The following is a 24,900-nucleotide window of genomic DNA, read 5'->3' as shown; positions in this document are numbered from 1 at the left end:
GGATCTACAGCGGCGCTAGTCCGGAAGCGGGCCGTGGTTGCCCTGGATGTGTTCAAAGACCAGCGTGGTTTCGGTGTGGCCCACCACGGGATCGGTAGCCAAATTGTCCAGGACCCAGTCCCGCAGGTCTTCGGTGCTTCCGACGGCGATGTGCAGCAGGTAGTCCACCGAACCTGAGGTGTGGAAGGTCGACAGCACGGCGGGCAGGTGCGGCACGCGCGCAGTGAAACGGTCGATCTGGTCCCGGTCGTGGGCGCGGAGCCGTACGGCCACCAGGGCCTGCACCGACCGGCCGATGGCCGACAGGCTCAGCTTCGCCTCATAGCCCTGCACAATCCCACGCTCCGAGAGGGCGCGGGTGCGCATCAAGGCGGTCGACGGCGCAATACCCACCATTTCGGCGAGCTGCTTGTTGGAAATCCTGGCGTCTGCCACGAGGGCCGCAAGGAGCCGCTCGTCAATGGCATCCAGCGGCTCCAGATGCGCCCCGGGCCTGGTGTTCCTCGCATTCGTACTCACGGCGGTTCCTTCCACACGGTCCTTAGTTCATCCTAGACCGCAGAATCTCCACCATCGGCTCCACAGGCACGCGTCCTGCCGAACATCCGCTCTATCCTCGAAGCTGCTGGAGCGTGTTAATTCGAGTGCGGCGCCGAGTCAGGCAGCGGCCGTTTCCGCGCGGGAATGGACGACCGCGACAGTTGCGGCAGTGAGGCACGCCAGGGCGATCACGGCTCCAGCCAGTGCGTTCCAGCCCCAGGCCTGGAAGACCAGGCCACCTGCCCAGCCCAGGAGGCTGGAGCCCAGGTAGTAGGCCAGGTTGTAAAGGGACGCTGCCTGCGCGCGGCCGGTGCTGGCGATGGCGCCCGTCCAGCCGGAGCCGATGCTGTGGGCTGCGAAGAAGCCGCCCGTGAACACCACCAGCCCGCACAGGATCAGCACCAGGGACGGGGTGAGGGTCAGGGCAAGGCCGCCAACAGCCAGGCCAAGTCCGCCCAGCAGCACGTTCCGGCGCCCGTATTTCGAGGTCATCCCCGCTGCCCAGCGGGAGGAGAAGGTGCCGGACAGATAGGCCAGGAAGATCAGGCTGATCACGGTGGCCGGCAGCCCGAACGGGGCGCCCGACAACCGGAACCCCAGATAGTTGTAGACGGCCACGAACCCGCCCATCATCAGGAAGGCCTGGGCATACAGGGCCAGCAGCCGGATGTTCCTAAGGTGGCCCCCGAGCGTCCGGACGGCGCTCCGGAGTCCGGCGGCCCGGGCAGGAACAAAACCCCTGGCCCGGGGCACCAGGACAAGGAAGGCGGCGGCGGCAATCGTCGCCAGCACGGAAACTGCCAGGGCTGCCGACCGCCACCCCCAGAGTTCGCCGACAGGGCCGGCCACGAGCCGCCCTGAAAGTCCCCCCAGGGTGGTCCCGGCAACATAGCTTCCGGCGGCAAGCGCGGCGTGCGCTTTGCTGACCTCCTCGTTGAGGTAGGCAATGGCGATGGCGGGGATTCCGCCCAGCGCCATCCCCTCCAACAGCCGGAGGACCAGCAGCATGCCGAAGCTGGCGGACAGGGGCACCAGCAGTCCCAGCACCGTGGCCGCCGTGATGCCCCACATCATCGCCTTCACCCGGCCGATCCGGTCCGCCAGGAAGGACCAGGGGATCACGGTTGCGGCCAAACCCACGGTGGCCAGGGAAATGGTGAGGGCAGCCTCGGCGGCAGTGACGCGCAGATCGGCCGCCAGGAGGGGCAGGACCGCCTGGGTGGAGTAAAGCTGCGCGAACGTTGCAACCCCTGCGCATGACAGACCGGCCAGGATCCGCCCGTAGGCCCTGGACCCCTTGGGATGGCCGTTCCACGGAGGGGAAGCCGCCGTGCCGGAGCTCGCTTTCTGTGGCATCAAGCAAGCGTAGTCCCCGGGCAATGAATGCTTCCATGCATATTTCATGCCAAACTGATAGCAATATCGGATTGCTTCCCGGTTCCGGGAAAGCTCGGGAGCCGGCAAGGGAGCAGCCATGGAACCGGACCGGAAACAGTTGGCCCAACTGCTGCCCCTCATGCCGGTACTCGCCGAGCTGGGACGGACCGAACACGTCACGGAGACGGCCGAACTCCTCGGATTACCGCAATCGACGGTGAGCAGGGCAGTGGCAAGGGCCAGCGCCGCCGTCGGCACCGAACTCCTGGTCCGGGACGGCCGCGGTGTCCGCCTGACGCCCGCAGCCCGCACCCTGCTGCCCTACATCGAGCAGGCGCTCGCGGAGTTCCAGGCCGGCCTGGACCTGGTCCGGAACGAGTCCGAACTGGTCAGGGGCACCGTGTCCCTGTCTTTCCAGCACACCTTCGGCGAGGCCACCCTGCCCCTGCTGATCAGCGCCTTCCGTGCCCGGCATCCCGGGACCGGGTTCCGGCTCAGCCAGGGCGCCCGGAGCGCATGCCTTGAAGAGCTGTCATCCGGGGAAGCGGACCTGGCCCTCACCGCTCCCGTGGCGCCGGCGGGCAAAACCCTCGATTCGGCCCCGCTGTACCGGGAACCGCTCCGGCTGGTGGTGCATCACGCCCATCCCCTGGCCAGGCAGCGGATGGCCCGGCTGGCCGATATCCGGACGGAACCGTTTGTGGCGCTGGGAACCGGATACGGGCTGCGTTCGCTGACGGACGCCCTGTTCCGCGAGGCGGGATACCGGCCGCGGATCGCCTTCGAGAGCCAGGATTCACACACGGTCCGCGGGCTGGTCTCGGCAGGCCTGGGCGTCAGCATCCTGCCGCCCGGCGGCGACGCCCCCGGCAGGACGCTGCGCCCGGAAACCGGAGACCTCGGCTGGGTGGAGGTGCCGCTGGACTCGGAGCTGGCCTTCCGGGAAGTCGGAGTGAGCTGGCGGCGCCGGAAACCCGAAACCGAACCCGTTCCCGCCAGGCTCTTCCGCGAGCTGGTGGTGGCCCAGGGGCCACGCTTGTTGGCCGGGCTGGTCACCAGGGCGGGCCGCTGACCCGGGGAACCGGATGACGACGGCGGGTGGCGGCAGCGCCTCCGCGGAAGGCAGGCGCGGCGCCCCAAAGCCAGGCCACGCAAGTACCCTTGTGACGTGACGAACACCCAGAACCCCTCCACCAGTCCCGACCAGCACGCCACAGACTCGCCAGGCAACCCACTGCACGGCGTCACGATCGGCCTGGACATCGGCGGCACCAAGACACACGGCATCCGCTTTGAAGACGGAGTGCCCGTCGCGGACGATGCGGCGGGGAGCTCCAACGTCCAGAACGTCAGCCGCGACCAGGCAGCACGGAACCTGGCGGAGCTTTTCGCCAGGATCGGTGGCGGCCGCGTGGACCGGGTGTACGCAGGGTCCGGCGGAATCGATACCGACGAGGACGCCGCCGCCCTGGCGGCCCTGATCCAGCCACTCGTCCCGGAGGCCCGCATCACCGTTGTCCACGACTCCCGCCTGCTGCTGGCCGCGGGCCGTGCCAGTACGGGAGTTGCGGTCATTGCAGGTACCGGCTCGGCTGCCTGGGGACGCAACGCCGACGGCGGCGAGGCCCGGGCGGGCGGATGGGGCTACCTGCTGGGGGATGAGGGCAGCGGTTACTGGCTGGGCAGGGAAGCGGTCCGGCACAGCCTGCGCAGGATGAACCAGGGCCTGCCGATTGACCAGCTCACGGCATCCCTCCTGGCATCCTGCGGCCTGGACCACCCCAACAAGCTGATTGCGCTGTTCCATTCCCCGGACACGGGACGGCGCTTTTGGGCCCAGCAGGCCAGGCATGTCGTGGAAGCGGCCGCTGCCGGGCACCAGGACAGTGCAGCCCTGCTGGAGCAGGCCGGCCGCGACCTTGCCGCCTTGGCCGGGCAGGTGCTGGGCCAGCTGAAAATTGAAGGTCCGGTGATCCTGGGCGGCGGCCTGGGCATGAACGTGGCACCCCTGCAGGAGTCATTCCGCCGGAACCTCGAAGCAGGCGGCATCACTGACGTGAGGGTCCTGGACCAGGAACCGGTGTTCGGCGTCCTGCAACTCCTGGCCGAACCGGCCTGACGGCCGACAGGAACCAAACCGCGCTTGCCCGTCAGCGGGCCAGGCGGCGCGCTTAGTCGACGGCGCGCTTACGGGGCGTCAACCGCACGCCGGGCAGCGGGGGAGCGGGAATGCGGCCGGCCTCCGCCCCGGCTTCCGGACCGTGGCCTGGCACCAGTCCATACCTGGCCGCAGCCGTTTCGGCATCCGGCAGCCCGGCCTGCGCTTCCCAGTCCTCCCGGGCCTGCTCCACTTCGTCGTGGGTGCGGCCCACAAAGTTCCACCACATCAGCAGTTCTTCACCGAACGGCTCACCGCCAATCAGCAGGAACCGCGTGCCGGGGCGGGCCTCCATCCGGAGTTCGCTGCGGCCGGTGCCCAAGTAGCCCAGCGGCCCCGCCGGCAGGTCCTGCCCGTCCACCGCCAGGCCGCCGTCGAGCACCAGGATGCCGTGCTCAAAGGCGGGGTCCAGTGGCAGTACCGCGTCCCCTTCGCAGGAAACGTCCGCGCCAACGATCGGCGAAAACATCGTCGCGGGGGACACGACGCCCGCAAACCCACCCACCATGACGGTGGCGGTGAAGCCGTGGCCGGCGACGCGCGGCAGTTCCCGGTGCTGTTCGAACGCCGGCTCCCGGTTTCTCTCCCCGTCGGGAAGGGCCACCCAGAGCTGCAGGCCCCGCTGCAGCGGCAACTCCCCGCCGTCGGGAAGCACGGCGAATTCAGAGTGCGAGACCCCGTGCCCCGCCGTCATGATATTCAGCTCCCCGGGGCGCACTACCACGTCGCTGCCAACGCTGTCCCGGTGTCGGATGTGCCCAGCCAGCGGCCACGTCACCGTCTGCAGCCCGATATGGGGATGGGGGAGGACAGACATGGCGGTACGGTCCGGCCCGAAGCTGTCCAGGAAGCACCACGCGCCGATGGTGGGCAGTCCGCGCTGGGGCAGGGTGCGCTTGACGTTCATGGCGCGCACCCCGCCCAGGGGCACCTCACGTTCGGGCCACAGCTGCAGGCACGGGCCCGACGTGCCTCCGGCAGGTGCGGGCGGACAAACTTCCTGCTGGGGTGAAACTTCCAAGTTGGTCACGCCTCCACTTTAGGCCCGCCCGGCTTCGGCTACCCATCCACGCCAAGCGGGGTACCGAATGATTACAGTAGGGATTCCTTTGCGGGGATTAGGGCCTCATCTGCTGAAGCCGGCCCCCGTTTGGGTTACCGTAACTATCAGCGTGCTGATGGCAATGTCGCGGTGCTGACAACAGCCCGTCCAAGAGAACAGGTAAGTCCGCACCATGGACCAGGCGATGATCGAGTTCCAGAGTGTTACCAAGCAGTACCCGGGCGGCCAGCCGGCGGTGGACGGGCTGTCCATGTCCATTGCCAAAGGCACTGTGACGGTCTTCGTGGGTCCTTCCGGCTGCGGTAAAACAACATCGCTCAGGATGATCAACCGCATGGTGGAACCCACGTCAGGGACCATCACCGTGGACGGCCGGGATGTCACCACGGTGCCGGCGGCCGAACTGCGCCGCTCCATGGGCTACGTCATGCAGTCGGCAGGTCTGCTGCCGCACCGCTCGGTCCTCGACAACATCGCCACCGTTCCTCGGCTGAACGGCGTCTCCAAAGCTGACGCCCGGAAGCGCGCAGAGGAGCTCCTGGACGTGGTGGGCCTGGCGCACTCCCTCGGCAAGCGGTACCCCTCCCAGCTGTCCGGCGGCCAGCAGCAGCGCGTTGGCGTTGCACGCGCGCTCGCCGCAGATCCGCCTGTTCTCCTCATGGATGAGCCGTTCAGCGCCGTGGACCCCGTTGTCCGGGACGAACTCCAGCAGGAACTGCTGCGCCTCCAGAAGGACCTGGCCAAGACCATCGTGTTCGTAACCCACGACATCGACGAGGCCACCATCCTGGGCGACAAGGTCGCCGTCTTTGCCACCGGCGGCAAGCTGGCCCAGTACGCCACCCCGGAGGAAATCCTGCGGGCACCGGCCAACAACTTCGTCGCATCCTTCGTGGGGCGGGACCGCGGCTTCCGCCACCTGGGCTTCACGCCGTCCGACGGCGTGGCCATCCATCCCGTGCCCACGATCGTCCGCTCTCCGGACGGATATGAGTCTGATGCCAGTGCTGCCGGTGGCTGGCAGTTGGTGGTGGATGCGGACAAACATCCCCTGGGATGGTCGGCACCAGGGACCGAGACCGAGCTCGTTCCGGGTGGGTCGCTGTTCCGTCCGGGAGAGAGCCTGCGGCGGGCCCTTGACGCGGCCCTGTCGTCCCCGTCGGGCCTCGGTGTCGCCGTTGATACCGATGGCACGGTATTGGGCGTGGTCCGCGGCGGTGAGGTCCTGGCGCTGATCGAAGAGGCGCGCCAGTTGCGGCAGGCTGCCCTCTGATGGAATGGTTCCTGGCCAACACCGGCATGATCCTGGAACGCGGCGGCCAGCACCTGGTGCTGGCACTCGTTCCCATGGCCCTGGGCCTGCTGATTTCCATTCCGCTGGCGCAGTTGGCACGGCAGAACAGTGCACTCCGCTCCGTGGTCCTGACGGCTTCCTCCCTCCTCTACACCATCCCCTCGCTGGCGCTGTTCATCATCCTGCCCACCATCCTGGGCACCCGGATCCTGGATCCCCTCAACGTGGTGGTGGCCCTGACCATCTATGCCGTGGCACTGCTGGTGCGCGCCGCCCTGGATGCCTTCGATTCCGTGGACGCAGACGTCAGCCAGGCCGCGCAGGCCATGGGCTTCAAGCCGCTGGCCCGGTTCCTGCAGGTGGACCTGCCGCTCTCCCTGCCGGTCCTGTTCGCCGGGCTGCGGGTGGTGTCCGTCAGCAACATCTCGCTGGTGAGCGTCGCCGCCCTGCTGGGTGTCGGCAACCTGGGCATGCTCTTCACCGATGGCCTCCAGCGCGACTTCGTCACCGAGGTGGTGGTGGGGATCGTCGCCATCCTGATCCTCGCGCTGCTGATGGATGCCGTCCTCGTCCTGCTGGAACGCATCCTCACTCCGTGGGAACGGGCAGGAACGCGGCGGGGCCGCAGGGATGAAGGCGGCACTGCGCCCGCCGCTGCGGAGCGCGCCACCCTGGCGGGAGAAGCAGCGTGAGCAACGTCTTTTCAGATACCTTCGCCTGGCTTTCCGACCCCCTGCACTGGTCCGGAAGCATGGGCATCCCCGCCCGGCTGTTGGAGCATCTGCAGTACACCGGACTCGTCATGCTGATCGCCACTGCCATCGCCGTTCCCGTCGGGCTGTTTGTCGGCCACACGGGAAGGGGACGGGTGGCAGTCGTCGCCCTGGCCGGAGCCCTGCGCGCGCTGCCCACCCTGGGCCTGCTCATCCTGTTCGTTCTGCTGGCCGGCATCGGGCTGATGCCTCCCATCTGGGCGCTGGTGATCCTCACCGTGCCCCCGCTGCTGGCCGGGACGTATGCCGGCATCTCCAGCGTGGACCGGAATGTGGTGGACGCGGCCCGGGCCATGGGAATGACTGAACTGCAGGTCCTGTTCCGGGCCGAGCTGCCCAACGCACTCACCGTCATGTTCGGCGGTTTCCGGACCGGCGTGCTGCAGGTGATCGCCACCGTCTCCGTCGTTGCCTACATCAACCTAGGTGGCCTGGGCCGCTATCTCTTCGACGGCCTTGTCCTTAGCGACTTCCCCCAGATGCTGGGAGGTTCGCTCCTCATCGCGGCGCTGGCGATCGCCGTCGACCTTGTCCTGTCCCTGTTCCAGAGGCTGTTCCTGACCCAAGGGGCCTCGAAGCTGTCCTACCGCAGCCATGAGGCTGCGGTTGATCTCACAGACCCCGTTGTTGCGGAGACTGTTGTTCAAGGAGGTAAGTCATGAAAGATAGCCGTCACCAGCGCCTCGGAAGGCGGGCGTTCAGCGGTCTGGCCGCCGGGCTTGGCCTGGCAGTGGCATTGTCCGCCTGCGGGGGGTCGTCCGATCCGCTGAAGAACCCGCCGGCCACCAGCGGCAGTGCATCAGGCGGGGCAACCTCCCTCGTGGTGGGTTCAGCGGACTTCCCGGAGAGCCAGATCATCGCCGAGCTGTATGCCGGTGCATTGAACGCCAACGGCATCACCGCCACCACCAAGCCGAACATCGGCTCCCGCGAGGTCTACTTCAAGGCCGTCCAGGACGGCTCGGTGGACGTGGTGCCGGACTACAGCGGCAACCTGCTGCTCTATGTGGACAAGGAAGCCAAGGAGGTCTCCGCCGGTGACATCGCCAAGGCACTGCCCGGCAAGCTGCCGGACGGACTCGGCGTGCTGGACGTGTCCAAGGCCGAGGACAAGGACGCCATGGTGGTCACCAAGGCAACGGCGGAGAAGTACCAGTTGAAGTCCATCGAGGACCTGGCCAAGGTCTGCAGCGAGATCGTAGTGGGGGCTCCGGCCACGTTCGCCGAGCGCGCGTACGGCCTGCCCGGACTGAAGAAGAACTACAACTGCGTCCCCAAGAAGCTGGAGCCCTTCAGCGACGGCGGCGGCCCGGTGACGCTCAAGGCGCTGCTGGAGAACCAGGTGCAGGTGGCCGACATCTACACCACCACGCCGTCCATCGCGGACAACGACCTGGTGGTGCTGGAGGACCCGAAGAACAACTTCATCGCCCAGCAGGTCCTGCCGCTGTACAACAAGGCCAAGATGACGGACAAGGCCAAGCAGGCGCTCAACTCCGTGTCCAGCACGCTCACGACGGATGACCTGATCAACCTCAACCGGGCAGTCAGCGGCAGCCAGAAGCAGGACGCCAAGGCGGCAGCAACCGCCTGGCTGAAGGACAAGGGCATCGTCAAGTAAATCGGTTCCCTGTCCGCACGGGCAGGGTACGGACTGGTGATTAACGACGGCGGCTGCCGGACCTGCGAGGGTCCGGCAGCCGCCGCCGGCCGTGTGGTGGACGTCTCAACGGGGATGCATCCGTCCTGTGGCATATTTGAGGGATGGCAGAATTCAGGCAGTCCACGAAGCTCAACAACGTCCTCTATGACATCCGTGGACCGATCCTGCAGGCCGCCCAGCAGATGGAGGCGGAGGGCCATCGAATCCTCAAACTGAACATCGGCAACCCGGCGCCGTTTGGCTTCGAGGCGCCGGACGCCATCCTGGTGGACATGATCCGCCACCTGCCCCATGCCCAGGGCTACAGCGACTCCCGCGGCATCTTTTCGGCACGCACCGCCGTCTCGCAGTACTACCAGACCCGCGGGATCCAGAATATCCACGTGGATGACATCTACCTGGGCAACGGTGTCAGCGAGCTCATCACCATGTCCCTCATGGCCCTTCTTGACGACGGCGATGAAGTGCTCATCCCCACGCCGGACTACCCGTTGTGGACCGCGTCCGTGGCGCTGGCCAGCGGCAGGCCGGTGCATTACCTCTGCGACGAGGAATCCGGCTGGCAGCCCGACCTTGACGACCTGGAAGCGAAGATCACGCCGCGCACCAAGGGCATCGTGGTCATCAACCCGAACAACCCCACCGGCGCCGTCTACCCGGAAGAGACGCTGAAGAAAATCGTCGCCCTCGCCGAGAAGCACGGCCTGGTGATTTTTGCCGACGAGATCTACGAAAAGATCCTGTACGAGGACGCCGTCCATGTGAACCTCGCCAAACTGACCGGTGACGACGTCCTGTGCCTGACGTTCAGCGGGTTGTCCAAGGCGTACCGCGTCTGCGGCTACCGGGCCGGCTGGATGGCCATCTCCGGGCCCAAGAAGGATGCCGCCGACTACCTCGAAGGCATCAACCTCCTGGCCAATATGCGCCTGTGCGCCAACGTCCCGGCCCAGCACGCCATCCAGACGGCGCTGGGCGGCTACCAGAGCATCAACGACCTGATCCTCCCCGGTGGCCGCCTGCTGGAGCAGCGCAACAAGGCATACGACATGCTGAACGCCATTCCGGGCGTCAGCACGCAGCAGGCCCGGGGTGCCCTTTACCTCTTTCCCCGGCTCGACCCGGAGGTCTACCACATCCGGGACGACGAAAAGTTTGTCCTTGACCTCCTGAAGGAACAGAAGATCCTGGTGTCCCACGGCCGTGCCTTCAACTGGGTGCGCCCCGACCATTTCCGGATGGTGACGCTGCCCAACGTCAAGGACATTGAAGAGGCCATCGGCCGGATGGGGGACTTCCTAACCAGGTACCAGGGGAACTAGCCTGTGCTCACGGGCCCACCGGTCCGTGCAACCTTGCGGAAAGGACTCCCATGGCCCGCGTCGTCGGCTTCGACCAGCATCCTGCTGAAACCCTTCGGGCCGGGGAGGGGTTCTCCCTTGCCGCAGTGGACCCGGACTCGACCCCCGGGTACAGCGGCAACAAGGCTGACGGCCGGCTGCTGCTGGCGGAGATGGACGACGAACTTTCCGGGTTGCAGGAAAAGCTCTTTGCCGAATCCCGGTTCGGGGGGACCAAGCGGATCCTGTTGATCCTGCAGGCCATGGACACCGCCGGCAAGGGCGGAATCGTCAGCCATGTCATGGCGGCGATGAACCCTCAGGGCGTCCAGTTCAAGGCATTCAAGGCGCCCACCGACGAGGAGAAGTCCTACGACTTCCTGTGGCGGATCGAAAAGGAAGTGCCGGCGGCCGGAATGGTGGGTGTGTTCGACCGCTCCCACTACGAGGACGTTCTCATCCATCGCGTCCACGGATGGGCCACCCCGGACGAGATCAAGCGGCGCTACGTGGCCATTAATGAGTTTGAAACACGGCTGGCCGACTCGGGGACGAAGATCATCAAGGTGATGCTCCACATCAGCAGTGCGGAGCAAAAGGAGAGGCTGCTGGCCCGGCTGGATGATCCTTCCAAGCACTGGAAGTACAGCAGGGGAGACCTGGACGAGCGGGCCCACTGGGAGGACTACATGGCCGCGTACCAGGCGGCCATCGACGAAACGAGTACGCCCAACGCGCCATGGCATGTTGTTCCGGCCAACAAGAAGTGGTTCGCCCGGATCGCGGTCCAGCAGCTGCTGCTCGGCGCCTTGTCCGGCCTGAAGCTGGAGTGGCCCAAGGCCGAGTTCGACGTAGCTGCCGAGCGGGAGCTGGTGGCCCGTTCCTGAGGGCCGGCCCTGGCCGTGGTCCTGCTTCAGCTCCCCTGTTTGGTTTTCCCCGCTTCCGGGTTTGCCTAAAGCGGCTGGTCCCGGGCTGCAGCCAGCCGCTTCCGGGCGCCCTCCAGCCACTCCTCGCAGCGTACCGCCAGCGCCTCACCTCGTTCCCACAGGGCCAGGGACTCCTCCAGGCTTGCCCCTCCTGCCTCCAGCCTGCCCACCACTGCTATGAGCTGCTCCCGCGCTTCCTCGTAGCTCAGGGCTGCGACGTCGGACTCAGGTTTCTGTTCGGTCATGACTTCTCTTCCAATTCCTGGTGGTGGTCGGGGTTTCCTGATTGTGACCCGCCGGCCCCGGTGGACATGGTGCCGGTGGACGTGGCTCCGAAGCGCCCCTCTGCCACGCGGATGGACAGGGCGGCCCCCGCCGGCGCTTCGGCAGGACGGCGGACAACGGCGTGGCCGGCCTGGGCGATCCGGGCGGCCTGGTCGCCTGCCAGTTCGACGACGGCGTACCCCCGGTCAAGCGTCTTTTGGGGCGAGAGGGCCCGGACCTGGGCTTTCAGGTGTTCAAGCTGGTCCGCTGCCCGCACCACGGTGGAGCTCACGGCCGCAGAGGACCGCCGCAGCAGCCGCTCGATTTCCTCGGCCCGGACGGAGACCATTCCTTCGGGTGCCGCCATGACGGGCCGGGAATGCAGGGCCGCCAGCCGGTCCGACTCCCGGTCCACCAGCCGGTCCATGCACCGCCGCAGTTGTTCCCGCGCCTGGCGCACGCCGGCGAGTTCTTCCGAGACTTCGGGAACGATCCGCTTGGCGGCGTCGGTGGGGGTGGAAGCCCGGAGGTCTGCAACATCATCCAGCAGCGGCCGGTCGGCCTCATGCCCGATGGCACTCACCACGGGCGTGGCGGCGGCAGCCACTGCCCGGACCAGTTCCTCGCTGTTGAACGGCAAGAGGTCTTCCAGCGCCCCGCCGCCCCGGGCGATGACAATGACGTCCACCTCAGGCCGGGCGTCCAGTTCCCGCAGGGCGCGGACCACCTGGGCCACTGCGGTATTCCCCTGGACAGCAACCTCGCGGATCTCAAACTCCACCGCCGGCCACCGCAGGGCTGCGTTGCGCAGGATGTCCTTCTTGGCGTCCGAATCCCGCCCGGTGATCAGGCCGATGCGGTGAGGCAGCAGGGGCAGCGGTTTCTTCCGTGAGTCGGCAAACAAGCCCTCAGCCGCCAACGCCTGGCGCAGCCGCTCGATCCTGGCCAGCAAGTCGCCCAATCCCACGGGCCGAATGTCCCGCACCAGCATGTTGAGCCTGCCCGTCTTCAACCAGAACTCCGGTTTCAGCAGGGCCACCACCCGTGAACCGCGCTCCAGCGGCAGATTCTGCCGTTCCAGCACCTTGGTCCACACCGACGCGGGAAGGGACACCTCTGCGTCCACGTCGCGAAGCGTGAGGTAGGCGTTGGTGCCGCGGCGGTTCAGCTCGATGACCTGGCCTTCCACCCATGCCGACGGGGTGCGGTCGATATGCGCCTTAAGCTTCTGCGACAACAGCTGCAGCGGCCAGGGGTTGTCCGGGCTGGTTTCCGCCGCTGTGGCCGGCAGGGTAGTGGGCGCCGCACCCGGAAGGGAGGCCTGGTCAGACATGCGGACGCCGTTGGGAGGCTGCTGGTGCTGCGGGCATGCGGTCCTTCATCTGTTGTGGGCGGTCAATCAACCTTATCCATAAGGTGTAGCACCGGGCACTGACAGGGACGGCCCTTCCACCCTGCCTAGGATGGGGTAAGGCCCCCAACCCCGAAGGACCTGTTGTGCGCACTTTTGTCTCTGCCATCGCCACCGTGCTGGGCATCCTCCTGGCCGCCGTTGCGGTTCCCGCCATGTGGGTGGACCGGAACATTGTCCAGGAAGACGGGTTTGTCCGCCTTGCAGCTCCACTCGGCAAGGACTCAGACTTCCAAAGGAAACTCGCTGCGGCGGCGGTGGGAACGATCGATACCGGATCTGTCCCCGGTTTCCTGTCCGGGCTGGTCCAGCCGATGCTCGAGAAGGCGGCGGAGTCCCTGACCGGGCTTCCCGGCTATCCGGCGGCGTGGGAGGAGACGCTCCGCCGGAGCCACCGCCTAAGTTTCGCCGACCCGGCGGCCAGTCCGCAGGGCGGTGCCTCGGCATCCTCGTTAACCCTCGACGTCGCCCCGTTGGTTGCCCTCGGCTCGGAGGAGATCTCCCGCACCACCCGGCTTCCCCTCGACCCTCCGGAGCAAACGCTGATCAATGTCGGCCAGCCCGTTCAGCGGCAATGGACCGAGCGGCTGGCCACGTACGCACCCATGGGCTACATCCTGGCCATCGGTTCAGCCATAGCGTTCCTGCTGGCTCTCGTCGCGGCACGGCGCCGCTGGACCGTGCTGCTGGCAGCCGGACTCGGCGGACTGGCCCTTGCAGGGGCGTGGGGCTTGGCCTTACAGCTGGGTTCGGCCCGTGCCCAGGCCACGGACACCGGCAATGCGGTGGCCAACATGTTCCGTGACGAGTTCCTGGCCGCCGCAGGCACCGATTTCCAGACGTGGATCGCAGCGGCCACGGTGACAGGTGGCGTTCTTATGGCAGCAGGCGTTGTGACGTTGTTCGCATCCCGGAAACGGGCGCGGGCCAGCCGGTAGCATGGAGGGATGACCACCTCGGCTGTACCCCTCTCGATGCCAACCATTCCACGCAGGCGCCGCTCGCCTGAGGACGTAGCAGCGGCAGCCCCCGTGAACGGCACCAAGAAGGTGCTGTTGGCTGCCCCCCGTGGCTACTGTGCAGGCGTTGACCGGGCCGTGATCGCCGTCGAAAAGGCACTGGAACACTACGGGCCGCCCGTGTATGTCCGCAAGCAGATCGTCCACAACGTCCACGTGGTCAGCTCCCTGGAGGAAAAGGGCGCCATCTTCGTGGAGGAGACGGACGAAGTGCCCGAAGGCGCGCTGGTGATTTTCTCCGCCCACGGCGTTTCCCCCGCAGTGGTCGAATCCGCCGAAGAGCGCGGCCTGCGCACCATTGATGCCACGTGTCCGCTGGTTACCAAAGTGCACAAGGAAGCCGTCCGCTTCGCCAAGGACGATTTCGACATCCTCCTGATCGGCCACGACGGGCATGAGGAAGTGGAAGGCACCTCCGGTGAAGCGCCGGAACACATCCAGATCATCAACGGTCCCCATGAAGTGGACAAGGTAACTGTCCGTGACCCCGAGAAGGTCATCTGGCTCTCGCAGACCACGCTGAGCGTCGACGAGACCATGGAGACCGTCCGGCTGCTCAAGGAGCGGTTCCCCACCCTGCAGGACCCGCCCAGCGATGACATTTGCTACGCCACCACCAACCGCCAGGTCGCCATCAAGAAGATCGCACCCAAGGCGGACCTGGTGATCGTGGTGGGCTCGGCCAACTCGTCGAACTCCGTCCGCCTGGTGGAGGTGGCACTTGAGTACGGCGCCAAAGCCTCCTACCGGGTGGACTTCGCCAACGAGGTTGACGAAGCCTGGTTCGAGGGCGTCGCTACCGTGGGCGTCACATCCGGGGCTTCGGTTCCGGAAGTCCTGGTCCAGGACGTCCTCAGGCTCCTGGCAGACTATGGCTACGGCGCGGTGGAGGAAGTGGTCACGGCAGAGGAAGACCTCCTGTTCTCGCTGCCCAAGGAACTCCGCGCAACCCTGAAGCAGGCCGGCGACGTCAGCCGCGCCCTTGGCGGACGCCGGCCCCGCAGCTGAGTCCCCTGCATTATCAGCAGCCGGACGCCAACCAGACGTAAAAGACGGGCCGGGCAGTCACACGACTGCCCGGCCCGTCCTGCATCCGCGGCCCGTTGTCAGGCGGCCTCGCCGTCGCCCTGGAGTTCGGGTGCCACCAGCGAGCGCGGCGTCACCTCCACAACAGGAGGTGTCACCAGGCCGGACTCCTCGAGCGTGTTGAGCTTCCGGGCAGTGGGCAGCACCCTGGCTTCCAGGGTGCCCACCATGGCGTTGTAACGGTCCACCGAAGACTTGAGGGAAGAGCCCAGTTTGGTGACGTTTTCACCCAGGGTGCCCATCCGGTCGTACAGCTGCCGCGCGAGCTCGAACAACTCACGTGCACTGTCCGTCAGGACGTCCTGGCGCCACGTGAATGCCACCGACTTCAGCACGGCCAGCAGGGTGCTCGGCGACGCAAGGACCACGTTGCGGGACAACGCGTAATCCAGGAGCCCGGCGTCGGCAGTCAGAGCCGCCGCCAGGATGGATTCGGCCGGAATGAAACAGACCACCAGTTCCGGAGAGTTTCCCGGGATGTCCCAGTATTTCTTGGTGCCCAATGCGTCAACGTGCGCCCTCAGGGCCTTGGCATGCGCCGCCAGCAGCGCCTGCCGGTTCCGCCCATCACTTACCGACTGGAGTCCGGAGGGCTGGCCGGCGCGCGGATCCACCGCACCCAGTTCCTGTGCCTCAAGGTAGGACGACAACGGGACTTTGGCATCCACCACCAGCTGCTTGTCGCCCGGCAACTGCACCACCAGGTCCGGGCGGACAGCCGAGTCCTGGCCGGCGCTGTGCACCTGTTCCACAAAGTCCACGTGGCGCAGCATCCCCGCGGCCTCCACTACACGCCGCAGCTGCACCTCGCCCCACTGGCCCCTGGCGCTGTTGGAACGCAGGGCCGATTCCAGGGCATGCGTGGACCGGATGAGCTGTTCATCGGAAAGCCTTGCCTCCTGCAGCTGCTGCGCCAGTTGGCCGTACTGTTCCACCCGGTCCCGCTCCAGCAGCGCCACCTGCTGCTGGACAGCGGACAGCTTCTCCGCCACCGGGGCCAGGGCGCGCAGGACACTGCCGTCCTGCGTCCTGGCCTCGCCCAGCTCACGGTTCTGCACCGCCAAAAGCCGCCGCTCGGCGTCGGCCGCTGCCAGCTGCGCCGTGACCTCCGAAAGGCGGGACGACACCTGGTCAAAGTCCGCCTCCAAGGCATGCGAGTTCCTGCGCAGGGAGAAATAAGTGGCCGCGGCGCCGGCAAGCGCACCAAGCAGCAGCATGAGAAGGGCCAGAATCAAGGCAAAAGCATCCATGGCTTCACTGTTGCACGGGCCTCTGACAATCAAAGGCAATGACATTCCCCGGTAGGGGCTGCCGGGGCCGGACGGGTAGAATCAATGCTCGTGGCTCTAACTATTGGCATCGTCGGACTGCCCAACGTCGGCAAATCAACCCTCTTCAACGCGCTCACCCGCAACCAGGTCCTGGCCGCGAACTACCCGTTCGCCACCATTGAACCGAACGTCGGTGTAGTGAACCTCCCGGACCCCAGGCTCCAGAAGCTCGCCGGGATCTTCGGCTCGCAGCGTGTCCTGCCTGCCGCCGTGTCCTTCGTCGACATCGCAGGCATCGTCAAGGGTGCGTCGGAGGGGGAGGGGCTGGGCAACCAGTTCCTGGCCAACATCCGCGAGGCTGAAGCCATCGCCGAGGTTGTCCGGGTCTTCGATGACCCCGACGTGGTGCACGTCGACGGCAAGGTGGATCCCCGCTCGGACATGGAAACCATCAACACCGAGCTGATCCTCGCCGACCTGCAGACCATCGAAAAGGCCATCCCGCGGATCGAAAAGGAAGTCAAGATCAAGAAGCGGGAGGCCGCCGAGCTTGCGGCCATCAAGGCCGCGCAGGCGGTCCTGGAACGGGGTGACACCATCTACTCCTCCATCAAGAGCGACAAGCTGGAGATGGAGCACCTCAAGGAGCTGGGGCTGCTGACGGCCAAACCCTTCATCTACGTTTTCAATGCGGATGAAGCCATCCTGGGCAGCCCGGAAAAGCAGGAGGAGCTGCGCGCCATGGTGGCCCCCGCGGACTGCATCTTCCTTGACGCAAAGCTCGAAGCAGACCTCGTGGAACTCGACGAGGAAGAGGCCCGCGAGATGCTCGAGATGAACGGCCAGGACGAATCCGGCCTGGACCAGCTGGCGCGCGTCGGCTTCCACACCCTGGGGCTGCAGACGTACCTCACTGCCGGGCCCAAGGAAGCGCGGGCCTGGACCATCCGGCAGGGGGACACGGCACCGCAGGCCGCCGGCGTCATCCACTCCGACTTCCAGCGCGGATTCATCAAAGCCGAGGTGGTCTCCTTCAACGACCTCGTGGAGGCCGGCTCCATGGCTGAAGCAAAGTCCCGCGGGAAGGTCCGCATCGAAGGCAAGGAATACGTCATGGCCGACGGCGACGTGGTGGAGTTCCGCTTCAACGTCTGACCGGCCGGACGGCTTATCCTGAGTCTGTAGGGCGTGATCGTGGCGACCCAGTCCCCTCCGGAGAGGGAAAACACAAGGAGGCGGCATGCCGGTCCGGCGTCTGATGCAGTTGCTCATCGCCGTATTGGCGGCTGCCCTGGTTCTTTCAGGCTGCTCAGGCACCAGTGCCCCCTCGGTGGTGGTGGGGGAGGCGAAGCGCGGCGGCAGCGTGACGGTGGCGGAGGTCAATGCCTTCTCCTCGTTCAACCCCTACAGCGCCAACGGCAATACCGACATCAACTCGAAGATCGGTGCCATTACCCACTCCGGCTTCTACTACCTCGATGACAGCTCCAAAGTTGTCCGCAATGACAAGTTCGGGCACTTCGAAAAGGTCTCCGACCAGCCGCTCAAGGTGAAGTACACAGTCAACGAGGGCGTCAAGTGGTCGGACGGTGCGCCAATTGGCGCGGCCGACCTGCTACTAAGCTGGGCCGCCGGGTCAGGCTACTTCGACGACGTCGATCCAGCGGCCGGGAAGGGAACCAAGTACTTCTCCGTGGCGTCTGACACCACCGGGCTGGCAGGCACCCAGTTTCCTGAAATCGGCTCGGACGGCCGGTCCATCACCATCGAGTACGCAGCACCGTATGCCGACTGGGAAGTGGCGTTCGACGTCGGCCTCCCGGCCCACGTCGTCGCCGCCAAGAGCGGGCTGAACGATGAGGAGGACCTGGTTGATCTCCTCAAGGACACCCCGCGGGGCAATCCGGAAAAGCCGGCATCGAACCCCGCGCTCAAGAAGGTCAGCGACTTCTGGAATACCGGTTTCGATACAAAATCCATTCCCGACGATCCGGCACTCTACCTGTCCAGCGGCCCCTACATTGTCCGCGACATCGTCCCGGAGGTTTCAATGAAGCTGGTCCGGAACCGGGACTACGTCTGGGGTTCCGAACCCTGGCTGGACGAGATCAACGTCAGGTTCACCGGGGCAGTGCCGGCCGCAGTTGATGCCCTGCGCAACGGGCAGGCAGACATCATCTCGCCCCGGCCCTCGGCTGCCACGGACAATCTCCTCACGGGCCTGTCCGGCCAGGGCATCATCGTTGAACGGTACAAGCAGTCCGGCTACGACCACCTGGACCTCAACTTCGCCGGACCGTTCGCCGACAAGGACGTCCGGGAAGCGTTCCTCAAGACGGTTCCACGGCAGGCAATCGTGGACGCAGTGCTGGGAAACCAGGTGCCGGACAGCAAGCCGCTGGACTCGCAGGTCTTCCTGCCTGGACAGCCCAAATACGAAGAGACGGTAAAGAACAACGGCTCCTCAAACTACGCCAAGGTGGACATCGACGCCGCAAAGAGCCTCCTGAAGGGCGCAACCCCCACTGTCCGGATTCTCTACAACCGCGACAATCCCAACCGTGCCAGGGCGTTCACCCTGGTCCGCGACTCGGCCGTCCTGGCAGGATTCCGGGTGGTGGACGGTGGCCAGGGGAGTGCCGACTGGGCAGCTGCCTTGAGCCGTGGCGGCTATGACGCCGCCTTGTCCGGATGGATTGGGACCGAGGCCGGCGTGAGCCGGGTGCCGCAGATCTTCCGCACCGGGGCAGGCAGCAACTTTACGGGCTATTCCGACGGCGACGCGGACAAGGTCATGGAACAACTGTCCCAGACCACGGATCTGGGCAAACAGGACGAACTCCTGGCCGAGATCGACAAGCACGTCTGGGAGGACGCGTACGGGCTGCCCCTCTACCAAACCCTCGGCACAACTGCCTTCAACTCCAAGGTGGCCGGCGTGAAGACCAGTCCCGGCCCCCTCGGTGTGTGGTGGAACGTATGGGACTGGCGTCTGTCCTGACGCAGCCGCGTTTCCTTTAGGTCTTCCGGCCCTTGCGGGGAGCCGCGCCAGCCGATTCGCCGTCTGGCTTACTGGCGAGTAGCATGTGACGTGCCTAACTATCCACTGTGGCCTGGGGCATTTGACTGCGCCGGTCACGGTTTGGCAACGGAGTACCAGTATCTGGACTTTGTGCGGTTAGGCTAACCCGTATATGTAGGTTTCGTCACAGCGGTGTGCTGCGTCCGGCCTGCGGGGAAGCACAAGATTCCCCTATACATCTCTCCCACAACTCATAGGAGGCGGAATGCGTTTTACGCGCACTTCCAAAGCATTGGGCATCGTGGCAATCGCCGCGCTTGCCTTGACCGGATGCGGCACCGGTGGCGGTGGCAGCAATGAGGGTGCCAGCAATGCTGCCGGCGACCCGAACAAGGTCATCACGGCCTACAGCAACGAACCACAAAACCCGTTGCTGCCTGCCAACACCAATGAGGTCTACGGCGGCCGTGTCGTAAACCTGCTGTTCGAAGGCCTTCGCAGCTACGACGCGAACGGCAAGGCAGTCAACGCGCTGGCCGACTCGATCGACTCGTCGGACGCGCAGAACTGGACCATCAAGGTCAAGCAGGGCCAGAAATTCACCAACGGTGAAGCCATCACGGCCAAGACCTTCGTTGACTCCTGGAACTTCGCGGCAAACTCCAAGAACCTGCAGAACAATGGCTTCTTCTTCGAATCCATTGCCGGGTACGAGGATGTCTCCGCCGTCGATTCCGTCAAGGGTGCTGACGGCAAGACCACCACCACGCCCGCTCCCAAGGCCGACACCATGTCCGGCCTGCAGGCGACCGATGATTCCACCATCACGGTCAAGCTCGCCCAGCCCGAGGCCGACTGGTCTCTGCGCCTTGGCTACTCCGCCTTCTACCCGCTGCCCTCCGCGGCTTTGAAGGACCCCAAGACCTACGGCGAAAACCCCGTGGGCAACGGCCCCTACAAGTTCGAGAAGCAGGGTTCCTGGGTCCACGACCAGTCCATCACGCTGGTCAAGAACGCTGATTACAACGGCACCCGCCCCGCCAAGAACGGCGGCGTGACCTTCAAGTTCTACACCGACCCGGGCCCCGCGTACACCGACCTTCAGTCGGACAACCTGGACATCACCGATGTCCTGCCGTCCAACGCCCTGAAGACCTACGTCAACGACTTCCCGGATCGGAACGCCACCAAGCCGGTAGCCACCGATTCCACCCTGAACATCCCGGGCTACAACCCGAACTTCCAGGGTGAAGCCGGCAAGCTGCGCCGCCAGGCTCTGTCCTACGCCATCAACCGCGAGGAAATCGCCAAGGTGGTCTTCAACGGCACCCGCACCCCGGCCAAGGCCTTCGCGCCGCCGGTCATCGATGGCTTCAAGGAAGGCATCAAGGGCAGCGAAGTCCTGAAGTTCGACGCCGCCAAGGCCAAGGACCTGTGGGCACAGGCTGAGAAGATCAAGCCGTACGACAACTCCAAGCCGCTCCAGATCGCCTCCAACACCGATGGTGGCAACAAGGAATGGATCGATGCCGTCGCCAACGGCTTCAAGAACAACCTCGGCATCCAGGCTGAAATCCAGCCCTTTGCCAAGTTCGCCGAAGTCCTGAACCTGCGCAAGTCCCAGCAGCTGCCGGGCCTGACCCGTGCGGGCTGGCAGGGTGACTACCCGTCGCTCTACAACTTCCTGGGACCGGTCTGGGCCACGGGCGCTTCCTCCAACTACGAGAAGTACTCGAACCCTGAGTTCGACAAGCTCCTCAAGGAGGGCCTGGCCGCCAAGAGCACCGACGAGGCCAACGCCAAGTTCAACCAGGCACAGGAGATCCTGTTCCAGGACCTGCCCGGCCTGCCGCTCTGGGACCAGGCACGGCCGATCGTGTGGAGCAACAACATCGTGAAGGCCGAAACCGGCTGGAACGGTGAAATCCTCTACTACGGCATCACCGCCAAGTAGTCCCAGATCTAACTTGCCGTCAAGGCTGATGGGGGTTCCGGTTACGTCCGGGCCCCCATTGGCTTGCAAACGGCAGGAAGGCACTCATGAACGCGTTTTCTCCTTTACCGGAAGGCAGGTAACACTGTGCTCCGGTTCATTCTGCGCCGACTCCTCCAGGTGATCCCTGTTTTCCTCGGCACAACCCTCTTGGTCTACTACATGGTGTTCGCCCTGCCCGGTGATCCCATTGCGGCCTTGTTCGGCGACCGCCAGCCCCCGCAGGCGGTCATCGACACCCTGCGCAGCCAGTACAACCTCGACCAGCCCTTCTGGGTCCAGTACGGCCTGTTCCTCAAGAACCTCTTCACCTTCAACCTGGGCAATGACTTCACCGGCCAGCCGATTGCGGCAAGCCTGGCGCGGGTCTTCCCGGTGACGGCGATGCTCGCCATCGAGGCGCTGGCCATCCAGGCCATCTTCGGGGTCGCGTTCGGCGTTTTCGCGGGCCTGCGCCGCGGCGGCTGGTTCGACTCCACGGTGCTCGTGGCATCGCTGGTGGTCATCGCCGTCCCCACCTTCGTGTTGGGCTTCGTCTTCCAGCTCGTCTTTGGTGTCCAGCTGGGGTGGGCCAAACCCACCGTGGGCGCCAATGCCAACTGGGTCACCCTGCTGCTGCCGGCAGTGGTCCTGGGACTCGTCTCCTTTGCGTACGTCCTCCGCCTGACCCGGGCATCGGTGAGCGAAAACATGAACGCCGACTACGTCCGGACGGCAACCGCCAAGGGTCTGTCCCGGCCCCGGGTGGTCCTGGCGCACATCCTGCGCAACTCGCTGATCCCGGTGGTGACCTACCTGGGTGCCAACCTTGGCGGCCTGATGGGCGGTGCCATCGTGACCGAGGGCATCTTCAATGTCCCCGGCGTGGGCAACAAGCTTTACCAGGCCGTCCTGCGCAGTGAAGGTCCCACCATCGTCTCCATCGTCAGCGTGCTGGTGCTGGTGTTCGTGGTGGCCAACCTGCTTGTCGATCTCCTGTACGCCTGGCTTGACCCGAGGATCCGCTATGACCAGTAATAACAGCCACTTTGTGGCACCCATCGACGAGACACCTCTGCAGGCAACGGACGCCGTCAAGACCGACCAGGCCCCGCTCAGCCTGTGGGCTGACGCCTGGCGCAAGCTCCGCCGTCGTCCGTTGTTCATCATCTCGGCACTGCTGATCCTTGCCCTGATCGTGATTGCGCTGTTCCCGGGCCTCTTCACGTCAACCCCGCCCAACGAGGGCTGTGAGCTTGCCAACTCCGAGGCAGGCCCCACCGCCGGGCACCCGTTCGGCTTCACCTTCCAGGGCTGCGACGTCTATTCCAGGGTCATCCACGGCACGCAGGCCTCACTTTCCGTGGGCCTGCTCTCGGTACTCTGCGTCCTGGTCATCGGTGTGACCCTCGGCGCCCTCGCCGGATACTACGGCGGCTGGATCGATGCCGTGCTGGCCCGCCTGGGCGACATCTTCTTCGCACTGCCGCTGGTGCTGGGCGCACTGGTGATCACGCAGCTCCCGCTGTTCCGCGAGAACAAGAGCGTATGGACCGTGGTATTCGTTATCTCGCTCCTGGCGTGGCCGCAAATGGCCCGCATCACCCGGGGCGCTGTCATCGAGGTGCGCAATGCGGACTTCGTCACCGCTGCACGGGCGCTGGGTGTCTCCAAGTTCGGCGCACTGATCCGCCACGTCCTGCCGAACGCCCTGGCCCCGATCATTGTCCTGGCAACGCTGGAACTTGGCGTGTTCATCGTTGCGGAAGCCACCCTGTCCTTCCTGGGCATCGGCCTCCCGCAAAGCATCATGTCCTGGGGCAATGACATTGCAGGTGCCCAGGCATCAATCAGGACCCGGCCGGAAATCATGCTCTACCCGGCCGCCGCGCTCTCCCTTACGGTGTTGAGCTTCATCATGCTGGGCGACGCCGTGCGTGACGCCCTTGACCCGAAGAGCCGTCAGCGATGAGAGATAAAGAGATGACAACTCCAGACGTCCGCATTGATGAGGCCGGCACCACCGGCGTCAGGCCGCTGCTCGAAATCCGTGACCTGGCCATCACCTTCAAGACCGGCGGCGGTGAAGTCCAGGCTGTCCGGGACGCCCACCTGACCATCATGCCGGGCGAAACCGTGGCAATCGTGGGGGAATCCGGCTCCGGAAAGTCCACCACTGCCTTGGCGGCCATCGGGCTCCTGCCCAACAACGGCAGGGTCTCCGGCGGCCAGATCCTGCTCGACGGCGAGGACATTGCCCACGCCAGCGAGCAGCGCATGATCGAACTGCGCGGCAACACCATCGGCATGGTCCCGCAGGACCCCATGTCCAACCTGAACCCCGTGTGGAAGATCGGTTACCAGGTGAGGGAAACTCTGAAGGCGAACGGCCGTCCCAGCGGGCCGGACGACATCGCCAAGGTGCTCTCCCAGGCAGGCCTGCCGGATGCCAAGCGGCGGGCCAACCAGTACCCGCACGAGTTCTCGGGCGGCATGCGCCAGCGCGCGCTGATCGCGATTGGCCTGTCCTGCCAGCCGCGCCTGCTGATCGCGGACGAACCGACGTCGGCCCTCGACGTCACCGTCCAGCGGCAGATCCTGGACCACCTGGAAACCATGACCAACGAGCTGGGCACCTCGGTCCTGCTGATCACCCACGACCTGGGCCTGGCAGCCGAGCGCGCGGACAAGGTCGTGGTCATGTACCAGGGCCGCGTCGTTGAAGCGGGACCGTCGCTGGAACTTCTCCGCAACCCGCAGCACCCCTACACCAAGCGGCTCGTGGAGTCCGCTCCGTCGCTTGCCAGCCGCCGTATCCAGGTGGCCAAGGAGCAGGGCGTGGAGACGGCGGACCTCCTTGCGCCCGCCGCTGAAACGGTGAAGTCCGATACCTTCCTGCAGATCCAGGACCTGCGGAAGGTGTACAAACTCCGCCAGGGGCTGGGCAAGACCACGGACTTCGCCGCCGTCGACGGCGTGAGCTTCGACGTCCGGCGTGGCACCACGACGGCGATTGTGGGGGAGTCGGGTTCCGGCAAGTCCACAGTGGCCAAGATGGTGCTCCAGCTTGAGAAGCCGACGGACGGCAGGATCCTGTTCGACGGCGTCGACACCTCCGCCCTGAAGCCTGCCGAACTGTTCAAGTTCCGCAGGCGGGTCCAGCCGATCTTCCAGGACCCGTACGGTTCGCTCGATCCGATGTACAACATCTACCGCACCATCGAGGAACCGCTGCGGGTCCACAAGATCGGCGACCAGGCCAGCCGGGAAAAGAAAGTCCGGACGCTGCTGGACCAGGTGGCGCTGCCCCAGTCCGCCATGCAGCGGTATCCGAACGAGCTGTCAGGCGGGCAGCGGCAACGCGTTGCCATTGCCAGGGCGCTGGCGCTGGACCCCGAAGTCATCATCTGTGACGAGGCTGTCTCTGCGCTGGACGTGCTGGTGCAGGCCCAGGTGCTCAACCTGCTTGCCGACCTGCAGGCCAACCTTGGACTGACCTACCTGTTCATCACGCATGACCTTGCCGTCGTCCGGCAGATCGCAGACCACGTGTGCGTGATGGAGAAGGGCCGCCTGGTGGAAACCGGGTCCACGGACGACGTCTTCGAAGCGCCTAAGCAGGACTACACCAAAGCGCTGCTGAACGCCATCCCCGGTGCGAAGCTGATGCTTCCTCCTGAGGTGGCGTAGCGGAACGTTTTCGCTGAACGGCTTGAGCCGG

Annotated in this window: 22 protein-coding genes; 16 read left to right on the top strand and 6 right to left on the bottom strand. The window is 65.6% G+C overall.

From position 1 onward, the window contains the following. Window positions 1–15: 15 nt before the first annotated feature. On the bottom strand, window positions 16–519 hold the full coding sequence (locus ACEN9K_RS15275; RefSeq protein WP_026265760.1) for an Lrp/AsnC family transcriptional regulator: 504 nt from the start codon (window positions 517–519) through the stop codon (window positions 16–18). Window positions 520–657: 138 nt separating this feature from the next. After that, window positions 658–1,896 (bottom strand): MFS transporter, encoded by a 1,239-nt coding sequence (locus ACEN9K_RS15270; protein WP_488315851.1) that lies wholly within the window; start codon window positions 1,894–1,896, stop codon window positions 658–660. Window positions 1,897–2,014: 118 nt separating this feature from the next. Between ACEN9K_RS15270 and ACEN9K_RS15265 the strand changes: the two genes are divergently transcribed. Then, complete coding sequence (locus ACEN9K_RS15265) at window positions 2,015–2,989, top strand: LysR family transcriptional regulator (protein WP_018769242.1); 975 nt, start codon at window positions 2,015–2,017, stop codon at window positions 2,987–2,989. A gap of 96 nt (window positions 2,990–3,085) precedes the next feature. Beyond that, a complete protein-coding gene (locus tag ACEN9K_RS15260; protein ID WP_056394132.1) occupies window positions 3,086–4,036 on the top strand; it encodes an N-acetylglucosamine kinase in 951 nt (316 codons plus the stop codon). A 52-nt stretch (window positions 4,037–4,088) separates the two neighbouring features. Here ACEN9K_RS15260 and ACEN9K_RS15255 read toward each other — a convergent pair whose 3' ends face one another. After that, a complete protein-coding gene (locus ACEN9K_RS15255) occupies window positions 4,089–5,105 on the bottom strand; it encodes a pirin family protein (RefSeq protein ID WP_018769244.1) in 1,017 nt (338 codons plus the stop codon). Between the two features lie 205 nt (window positions 5,106–5,310). Here ACEN9K_RS15255 and ACEN9K_RS15250 point away from each other — a divergent pair, with 205 nt between their 5' ends. The 6 genes from ACEN9K_RS15250 to ACEN9K_RS15225 all read left to right on the top strand — a co-directional run bounded on the left by ACEN9K_RS15250 (window position 5,311) and on the right by ACEN9K_RS15225 (window position 11,095). After that, complete coding sequence (locus ACEN9K_RS15250) at window positions 5,311–6,411, top strand: ABC transporter ATP-binding protein (protein ID WP_134163749.1); 1,101 nt, start codon at window positions 5,311–5,313, stop codon at window positions 6,409–6,411. After that, entirely contained in the window at window positions 6,411–7,124 is a 714-nt protein-coding gene (locus ACEN9K_RS15245; RefSeq protein ID WP_018769246.1) for an ABC transporter permease, read from the top strand. Before ACEN9K_RS15250 ends, ACEN9K_RS15245 begins: the two co-directional genes overlap by 1 nt. Continuing rightward, the gene (locus ACEN9K_RS15240; RefSeq protein ID WP_056394126.1) at window positions 7,121–7,867 is read left to right on the top strand and encodes an ABC transporter permease; all 747 of its coding nucleotides are present in this window, start codon (window positions 7,121–7,123) and stop codon (window positions 7,865–7,867) included. Before ACEN9K_RS15245 ends, ACEN9K_RS15240 begins: the two co-directional genes overlap by 4 nt. Then, the gene (locus ACEN9K_RS15235) at window positions 7,864–8,826 is read left to right on the top strand and encodes an ABC transporter substrate-binding protein (RefSeq protein ID WP_495634611.1); all 963 of its coding nucleotides are present in this window, start codon (window positions 7,864–7,866) and stop codon (window positions 8,824–8,826) included. The genes ACEN9K_RS15240 and ACEN9K_RS15235 overlap by 4 nt, the downstream gene beginning before the upstream one ends. A gap of 143 nt (window positions 8,827–8,969) precedes the next feature. After that, entirely contained in the window at window positions 8,970–10,190 is a 1,221-nt protein-coding gene (locus ACEN9K_RS15230) for a pyridoxal phosphate-dependent aminotransferase (protein ID WP_134163751.1), read from the top strand. A gap of 50 nt (window positions 10,191–10,240) precedes the next feature. After that, the gene (locus ACEN9K_RS15225; RefSeq protein WP_018769250.1) at window positions 10,241–11,095 is read left to right on the top strand and encodes a polyphosphate kinase 2 family protein; all 855 of its coding nucleotides are present in this window, start codon (window positions 10,241–10,243) and stop codon (window positions 11,093–11,095) included. Window positions 11,096–11,160: 65 nt separating this feature from the next. Here the strand turns inward: ACEN9K_RS15225 and ACEN9K_RS15220 are convergent, their stop codons facing one another. Both ACEN9K_RS15220 and xseA read right to left on the bottom strand, forming a co-directional pair. Beyond that, window positions 11,161–11,379, bottom strand: a complete 219-nt coding sequence (locus ACEN9K_RS15220; protein WP_018769251.1) for an exodeoxyribonuclease VII small subunit — start codon at window positions 11,377–11,379, stop codon at window positions 11,161–11,163. Next, a complete protein-coding gene (gene xseA / locus ACEN9K_RS15215) occupies window positions 11,376–12,731 on the bottom strand; it encodes an exodeoxyribonuclease VII large subunit (RefSeq protein ID WP_056394115.1) in 1,356 nt (451 codons plus the stop codon). Before xseA ends, ACEN9K_RS15220 begins: the two co-directional genes overlap by 4 nt. Window positions 12,732–12,895: 164 nt before the next feature. Here xseA and ACEN9K_RS15210 point away from each other — a divergent pair, with 164 nt between their 5' ends. Both ACEN9K_RS15210 and ACEN9K_RS15205 read left to right on the top strand, forming a co-directional pair. Next, window positions 12,896–13,747 (top strand): hypothetical protein, encoded by an 852-nt coding sequence (locus tag ACEN9K_RS15210; protein ID WP_018769253.1) that lies wholly within the window; start codon window positions 12,896–12,898, stop codon window positions 13,745–13,747. Between the two features lie 9 nt (window positions 13,748–13,756). Beyond that, the gene (locus tag ACEN9K_RS15205) at window positions 13,757–14,836 is read left to right on the top strand and encodes a 4-hydroxy-3-methylbut-2-enyl diphosphate reductase (RefSeq protein ID WP_026265762.1); all 1,080 of its coding nucleotides are present in this window, start codon (window positions 13,757–13,759) and stop codon (window positions 14,834–14,836) included. Between the two features lie 98 nt (window positions 14,837–14,934). On the opposite strand, the gene ACEN9K_RS15200 is transcribed toward ACEN9K_RS15205, so the two are convergent. After that, window positions 14,935–16,164, bottom strand: coding sequence for a DNA recombination protein RmuC (locus ACEN9K_RS15200; RefSeq protein ID WP_018769255.1), 1,230 nt, complete (start codon window positions 16,162–16,164; stop codon window positions 14,935–14,937). Window positions 16,165–16,254: 90 nt separating this feature from the next. Here ACEN9K_RS15200 and ychF point away from each other — a divergent pair, with 90 nt between their 5' ends. The 6 genes from ychF to ACEN9K_RS15170 all read left to right on the top strand — a co-directional run bounded on the left by ychF (window position 16,255) and on the right by ACEN9K_RS15170 (window position 24,869). Further along, window positions 16,255–17,340, top strand: coding sequence for a redox-regulated ATPase YchF (ychF, locus tag ACEN9K_RS15195; protein ID WP_026265763.1), 1,086 nt, complete (start codon window positions 16,255–16,257; stop codon window positions 17,338–17,340). 85 nt (window positions 17,341–17,425) lie between these two features. Beyond that, the gene (locus ACEN9K_RS15190) at window positions 17,426–19,186 is read left to right on the top strand and encodes an ABC transporter family substrate-binding protein (RefSeq protein ID WP_268001696.1); all 1,761 of its coding nucleotides are present in this window, start codon (window positions 17,426–17,428) and stop codon (window positions 19,184–19,186) included. Between the two features lie 286 nt (window positions 19,187–19,472). Beyond that, window positions 19,473–21,161, top strand: coding sequence for a peptide ABC transporter substrate-binding protein (locus ACEN9K_RS15185; RefSeq protein ID WP_018768615.1), 1,689 nt, complete (start codon window positions 19,473–19,475; stop codon window positions 21,159–21,161). A gap of 126 nt (window positions 21,162–21,287) precedes the next feature. Then, window positions 21,288–22,217, top strand: coding sequence for an ABC transporter permease (locus ACEN9K_RS15180; protein ID WP_018768614.1), 930 nt, complete (start codon window positions 21,288–21,290; stop codon window positions 22,215–22,217). After that, on the top strand, window positions 22,207–23,151 hold the full coding sequence (locus ACEN9K_RS15175; protein WP_018768613.1) for an ABC transporter permease: 945 nt from the start codon (window positions 22,207–22,209) through the stop codon (window positions 23,149–23,151). The genes ACEN9K_RS15180 and ACEN9K_RS15175 overlap by 11 nt, the downstream gene beginning before the upstream one ends. 11 nt (window positions 23,152–23,162) lie before the next feature. Next, the gene (locus tag ACEN9K_RS15170; protein WP_018768612.1) at window positions 23,163–24,869 is read left to right on the top strand and encodes a dipeptide ABC transporter ATP-binding protein; all 1,707 of its coding nucleotides are present in this window, start codon (window positions 23,163–23,165) and stop codon (window positions 24,867–24,869) included. The last annotated feature ends 31 nt before the right edge of the window (window positions 24,870–24,900 follow it).

It is taken from the genome of Pseudarthrobacter sp. Pseusp20 (genome assembly GCF_059492155.1).
The sequence above is the reverse complement of the archived record's forward strand: the minus strand, read 5'-3'. Positions and strand labels throughout refer to the sequence as shown.